The sequence below is a fragment of the Adlercreutzia sp. genome (assembly GCF_056795635.1).
Genome location: NZ_JBQIIT010000048.1, coordinates 1 through 5,226, shown reverse-complemented (window position 1 = coordinate 5,226; position 5,226 = coordinate 1). Strand labels below are relative to the sequence as shown.

The 5,226-nt window shown below is 67.0% G+C and carries 6 protein-coding genes and 1 tRNA gene; 6 read left to right on the top strand and 1 reads right to left on the bottom strand.

The annotated features are described in order from the left end of the window. Both ACTOXK_RS11920 and ACTOXK_RS11915 read left to right on the top strand, forming a co-directional pair. The coding region (locus ACTOXK_RS11920; RefSeq protein WP_482279986.1) for an FAD-binding protein at positions 1 to 786 on the top strand (786 nt) is incomplete at its 5' end. Positions 787 to 891: 105 nt separating this feature from the next. Further along, positions 892 to 1,557, top strand: coding sequence for a cytochrome c3 family protein (locus ACTOXK_RS11915; protein WP_482278630.1), 666 nt, complete (start codon positions 892 to 894; stop codon positions 1,555 to 1,557). A gap of 171 nt (positions 1,558 to 1,728) precedes the next feature. Here the strand turns inward: ACTOXK_RS11915 and ACTOXK_RS11910 are convergent, their stop codons facing one another. Continuing rightward, positions 1,729 to 2,718 carry a C-terminal binding protein gene (locus ACTOXK_RS11910; RefSeq protein ID WP_482278631.1) on the bottom strand — a complete coding sequence of 330 codons (990 nt, stop codon included), beginning with the start codon at positions 2,716 to 2,718 and terminating at the stop codon, positions 1,729 to 1,731. 194 nt (positions 2,719 to 2,912) lie between these two features. Here ACTOXK_RS11910 and ACTOXK_RS11905 point away from each other — a divergent pair, with 194 nt between their 5' ends. The 4 genes from ACTOXK_RS11905 to ACTOXK_RS11890 all read left to right on the top strand — a co-directional run bounded on the left by ACTOXK_RS11905 (position 2,913) and on the right by ACTOXK_RS11890 (position 5,063). Next, positions 2,913 to 3,665 carry an SDR family NAD(P)-dependent oxidoreductase gene (locus ACTOXK_RS11905; protein WP_482278632.1) on the top strand — a complete coding sequence of 251 codons (753 nt, stop codon included), beginning with the start codon at positions 2,913 to 2,915 and terminating at the stop codon, positions 3,663 to 3,665. 274 nt (positions 3,666 to 3,939) lie between these two features. After that, the gene (locus tag ACTOXK_RS11900; protein WP_016308269.1) at positions 3,940 to 4,266 is read left to right on the top strand and encodes a Veg family protein; all 327 of its coding nucleotides are present in this window, start codon (positions 3,940 to 3,942) and stop codon (positions 4,264 to 4,266) included. A gap of 66 nt (positions 4,267 to 4,332) precedes the next feature. Beyond that, a tRNA-Ala gene (locus tag ACTOXK_RS11895) sits at positions 4,333 to 4,408 on the top strand. A gap of 67 nt (positions 4,409 to 4,475) precedes the next feature. After that, positions 4,476 to 5,063 (top strand): 5-formyltetrahydrofolate cyclo-ligase, encoded by a 588-nt coding sequence (locus ACTOXK_RS11890; protein ID WP_482278633.1) that lies wholly within the window; start codon positions 4,476 to 4,478, stop codon positions 5,061 to 5,063. Positions 5,064 to 5,226: the final 163 nt, after the last annotated feature.

The window sequence follows — 5,226 nt, the reverse complement described above, 5'->3', positions numbered from 1 at the left end:
ATGGCCATCTCCATGTACTCCATGTGGACCCGCGATCCCGAGTACGACTTCTCCATCCTGTACTTCATGCCCGGCTTCAGCTACTTCAACGTGAACCGCCTCGGCCGCCGCTTCGTGAACGAGAACAACATGGGCTCCCCGCACAACGGCTGGCACACCCTGCTCTCCTTCGACGACGGCATCGCCGACTTCGATCGCATCCCGTCCTGGGGCATCTTCGACCAGACCTGCTTCGACGCCGGCAAGCTGTCCACGAGCCAGGGCGACTTCTTCGAGTGCGGCAACTTCGCGAGCGACCTGCCCGACTCCGTGCGCGACTGGGACGGCTGGAGCCAGGACAACAAGGCCGAGCTGGAGCGCGGCTGGATCCTGACCGGTGCCACCATCGAGGAGCTCGGCCAGAAGATCAAGGAGTTCGACCCGCTCATGGACATCGACGCCCTGAAGGCCACCTTCGAGGAGTACCAGGGCTTCGCCGCCGCCGGTAAGGACGCCCGTTTCGACCGCGCCGCCGAGACCCTCGTGACCCTGGACAACGGCCCCTACTATGCCGTGTCCATCTACCCCGGCTCCTGCTCCACCCTGGGCGGCCCCATGAAGAACGAGAACGCCCAGGTGCTCGATCCGGCCCAGAACCCCATCCCGCGCCTGTACGCGGCCGGCTGCTTCGGCAACTTCCAGAGCCACACCTACGGCATCACCGGCGGCAACAACGCCGAGAACCAGGTGTGGGGCCGCATCGCCGCCCGCCACGCCTCCGGCCTGGAGAACTGGGACGCCGAGTAATACCTGTTCGACCTGGGTGGCCGCCTTCGCGTGGAAAGACGCGGGGCGGTCGCCCTTTGAGCGCCGCGGTTTTCTGGCCGCGGGGCGAGATGAGAGGAGAAACCCATGGAAAGTGAAGTGAAGCGGCCCCGCCGTCTCGCCCTTGCGGCCACCCTCGGCGCGGTGCTCGCCGTGGCGGCCCTCACCGGCTCGCTCATGGGCTGCGCCCCGAGCCAGCCCGCCCCGGCCGCCGATGGGGCGGCCACCGAGCAGGAGGCCGCCGGCGATGAGGCCATGGCCGGCCAGCCGGTGAATTGGACCATGGAGTCCGATTGCGGCACCTGCCACACCTCCGAGGCCGAATCGGCCACCGACACGGCCTGCCCCCAGGGTGTGGCCCACGAGGCCGCCGGCGTCACCTGCGTGACGTGCCACACCGACGAGGCCGTGCTCTCCGAGGAGCACGCCGAGGTGACCTTCGACGACAAGCCGGCCACCAAGGCCACGGTCATCACCGTGGACGAGGCCACCTGCATCGCCTGCCACGGCGAGCTGTCCGAGCTGGCCACCAAGACGGCCGACTCCGCGGCGCTCACCGACGACAAGGGCACCACGGTGAATCCCCACGAGCGCCCGGCGGGCGCCAAGCACGAGGAGAACCCGGCCACGTGCACCGACTGTCACAACAATCACTCGAAGGACCTGCCCAAGGACGCCATGAAGTACTGCGCCCAGTGCCACCACCGCGGCACCTTCGAGTGCGGCACGTGCCACGAGCTGCGCGAGCGCTAGGCCGCCCGCAGCCCGCTGACGAACCTATCCCGCGCCGGGGCGGCACCCTCCCGTTCGCCCCGGCACCTCTCCCAAGCCCGACCGCCCCCCAGCCCGCGGTCGGGCCTTTTTTGTTGAGTGGGGGGCGTGGTGTGGCACCGATAGGGCGCTCCGCCGTTTCGCCGTTTGCCGCTACCGCGCCAGCACAGCGGGCAGGACCGCGGGGTTCACGCAGGCCTCGGGGGCACGGCCGAGCACCACGTCGATGGCGTTCTGCGTGCAGCGCTGCCGCAGCTCCACGGCCGATTCCTCCGACCAGTAGGCCGCGTGGGCGGTGAGCACCGTGTGCGGGGCCCGGCATATGGGCGCGTCGGGACTGACGGGCTCGGTCTCGAACACATCCAGCCCTGCGCCCCACAGTCGCCCCGACTCGAGGGCCGTCGCCACGGCGTCGGTGTCGATGACGGCGCCGCGGGAGGTGTTCACCACGATGGCGCCCGGGCCCAGCAGGGCGATGTTGTCGGCGTTCAGCAGGTGGCGGGTCTCGGGGGTGAGCGCCGTGTGGAAACTGACCACATCGGCGGCGCGCAGGGCCTCGTCGAAGGCGAGGTAGGGAAAGCCCTCGGCCGTGACGGTGCCCGGTCGGCCGTGGCGGTCCCATACGACGACGGAGAAGCCGAGGGCGGCCGCCTTGACGGCCGTGGCCCGGCCGATGTTACCGTAGCCCACCACGGCGAAGGTGCGGCCCCGCACCTGGCCCAAGGGCCGGCGGCGCGCGAAGTCCCACACACCGGCGCGCATGTCGGCGTCGATCTCGTTGATGCGCCGCAGGCATGCCAGCGTAAGCGCGATGGCATGGTCGCTTACTACCTCGGTGCCGTAGGCCGGCACGTTGCACACGGCGATGCCGCTGGCCGTGGCCGCCGCCACGTCGATGTTGTCCACCCCGGTGCCGGTTTTGCTGATGACCCGCGCAGCGGGCAGGGCGGCGATCACCTCGGCCGTGAAGCGGCCGTAGGAGGTGATGATTCCGTCGGCGCCGGCGGCATGGGCGATGATCTCGTCGGCGGTGCAGTGGCGACCGTGGCTGAAGCTCGTGAACCGAATGCCCGCTGCCTCCACCATGGTGCGCTCGAAATTGCAGTCGTCGAAATCGAAGTCCACCATCGCAATGGTTGCCATGGGCCCTCCCTTCCGCAGGTTCGCTGTTCCGTTGAGAACGCCATTGTAGCCTCCGTGGGCCGTCCTGCTGGCGCACCGGGCGCGGCAACCCTTATACTGACAAGCCCTGTCGCCCAACGGCTCGGCGGTCTTCCCGTCCGAACATGCGGGGCAGGGTGCACCTATCGGTAGATCGAACAGATGGGAGTTCCATAATGAAGAAACTTGAGGGGCGCGTCGCCATTGTGACGGGAGCCAGTTCGGGCGTGGGCCGCGGCCTGGCCAAGGTGCTCGCCGAGAACGGCGCGAAGATCTGCGCCTGCGCTCGCCGCGTCGAGAAGCTCGAGGAGCTGAAGGCGGAAGTGGAGGCCTTCGGTGGAGAAGTGCTGCCCGTGGCCTGCGACGTGACCGACGTCGACCAGATCAACAACGTGGTGGCCCAGTGCGTCGAGCGCTTCGGCGGCATCGACATCCTCATCAACTGCGCCCAGGGCGCCATGCAGTACCGCGAGATCAACGATGTGGACGAGACCTATGCCCTAGAGGCCTTCGAGAGCGGCCCGCTCGCTTCCATGATGTTCATGAAGGCCTGCTTCCCTTATCTGAAGGAGAGCGGCCACGGTCGCATCATCAACACCGCCTCGGCGGCCGGCTACGACGGCAACGCCGGCTTCGGTGCCTACGGCATGGCCAAGGAGGCCATCCGCGCCATCACCCGCACGGCGGCCAACGAGTGGGGCAAGTACGGCATCACGGTGAACGTGTTTCTGCCCATCATCGCCACCGACTTCTTCCGCGAGACCCAGGCGGAGGCTCTGAAGAGCCTGGAGTCGAAGACGCCGCTCGGCTTCATCGGCACCACCGAGAAGGACTGCGCCCCGCTCATCGTGCTGCTCGTCAGCGACGAGGGCGGCTACTTCACCGGCCAGTCCTACATGGTGGACGGCGGTATTCACAAGCACTCGTAGAACGCGGGCGAAGGGGCGGCGCGGCAACGCGGTAGCGCTCGCAAGCCGCCACAATCGCAGAACCCCTCCAGGGCGCCCGGCCACAAGGTTGGGCACCTTTTTCATGGGAAAGGGGGCGGCGCAGGGCGGGAAGAACTCTTGGAGCCGTCTTCAAAAACAGGGCCCGTTAGGGGTTGCGGATATTCCCGCGACCGAAAAAAGTTGCGGGGCTTGACAAACGTGGTATGATATGGGGCTGTACTTGTACCGTCAGCACACGTGAGGAAGTTAGTCAATGGATTTGGCCAAGCAGGCAAAGATCGTCGATGGCATTCATGATACCTTGAATGATTTCGTCGGTCAACGACTGAAGGTGCGCGCCAACATGGGTCGCTCGAAGATCGTCGAGAGCGAGGGCGTGCTCACCCAGGTTCACCCGCAGCTGTTCATCATGGAGGTCGATCGCAAGCGCGGCCGCACCGCCCGTCAGTCCTACCAGTACGTGGACGTGCTCACCGGCATGGTGGAGCTGTCCCAGAACGGCGAGCCCCTGTTCGCCCCCTTCGTGGACGAGTCCATGGAGCTGATCGATTACGTTATGGAGGAGCGTGTCGTCTCCTAAAGGAGAGTTGACAATCGCTTCCAAATGGGGCAAACTACTGCCTTGCGCGAAAGCGCTTAACTTCGTGGGGATGTAGCTCAGCTGGGAGAGCATCACGTTCGCAACGTGGGGGCCGAGGGTTCGAATCCCTTCATCTCCACCACAGAAGTCACGCGACCCTGGGAAATTCCCGGGGTCGCTTTGCATTGGGGCGCGGAAAGGGAGCGGCGATGGATGCGACGGCGGAGAAAGATAAGCTGCGGAAGCACTTCCGAGCGCTGCGGACCGCGCTTTCCGAGGCTGAGCGCCGGGCCGTCGATGGGGCCATTGCGGCGTCCGTCCAGCGCCTCCCTCAGTTCGCCGCAGCTGACGGGGTGTTCACGTATTTGAGTTTCGGCGCCGAGGTGGATACGCGCCGGCTCATCGAGGCGGCTCTGGAAGCGGGAAAGACCGTGGCGCTGCCTCGGGTGGTGTCCGGCACGCGGTCCATGGACTGGTACGCGATCGATTCCCTCGACGGTCTTGAGCGCAGCCCCTTCGGCATGGAAGAGCCTCCCGCCGATCCGGCCCGCGCGGTGCGCCCCGCCGATTTCGCGCGCCCCGTGGCCCTGGTGCCCGGCCTCGCCTTCGACGGCGCGGGCTTTCGCCTCGGCTACGGCGGCGGCTTCTACGACAGCTTCCTGCCGGACTTCCCGGGAACGGCAGTGGGTCTGTGCCGCGTCGCCCAGCTCGTCGACCGCCTTCCGCACGATGCCCACGACGTGCCTGTGGGCCGTATCGTCACCGAATTGGAAGCCGTCGACTGCTCCGAGCGGTAGGTTCGACAACCCATGGGGCGGCGCCGATGGGTTGTCGAAAGCCCCTAGCCGAACCAGGCCCCGGCCAGGGCGCGGATGCCGGGCTCGATGTCGTCCTCGGCGATGGAGGAGAACCCCACGAGCACCGTTGAGCTCACGTGCCCCGCCGGATCGAGCCAGTACT

Bases quoted from the DNA above. Each gene is read 5' to 3' on its own strand.
- ACTOXK_RS11915 (WP_482278630.1), top strand. From the start codon at position 892: ATGGAAAGTGAAGTGAAGCGGCCCCGCCGTCTCGCCCTTGCGGCCACC.
- ACTOXK_RS11910 (WP_482278631.1), bottom strand. From the start codon at position 2,718: ATGGCAACCATTGCGATGGTGGACTTCGATTTCGACGACTGCAATTTC.
- ACTOXK_RS11905 (WP_482278632.1), top strand. From the start codon at position 2,913: ATGAAGAAACTTGAGGGGCGCGTCGCCATTGTGACGGGAGCCAGTTCG.
- ACTOXK_RS11900 (WP_016308269.1), top strand. From the start codon at position 3,940: ATGGATTTGGCCAAGCAGGCAAAGATCGTCGATGGCATTCATGATACC.
- ACTOXK_RS11890 (WP_482278633.1), top strand. From the start codon at position 4,476: ATGGATGCGACGGCGGAGAAAGATAAGCTGCGGAAGCACTTCCGAGCG.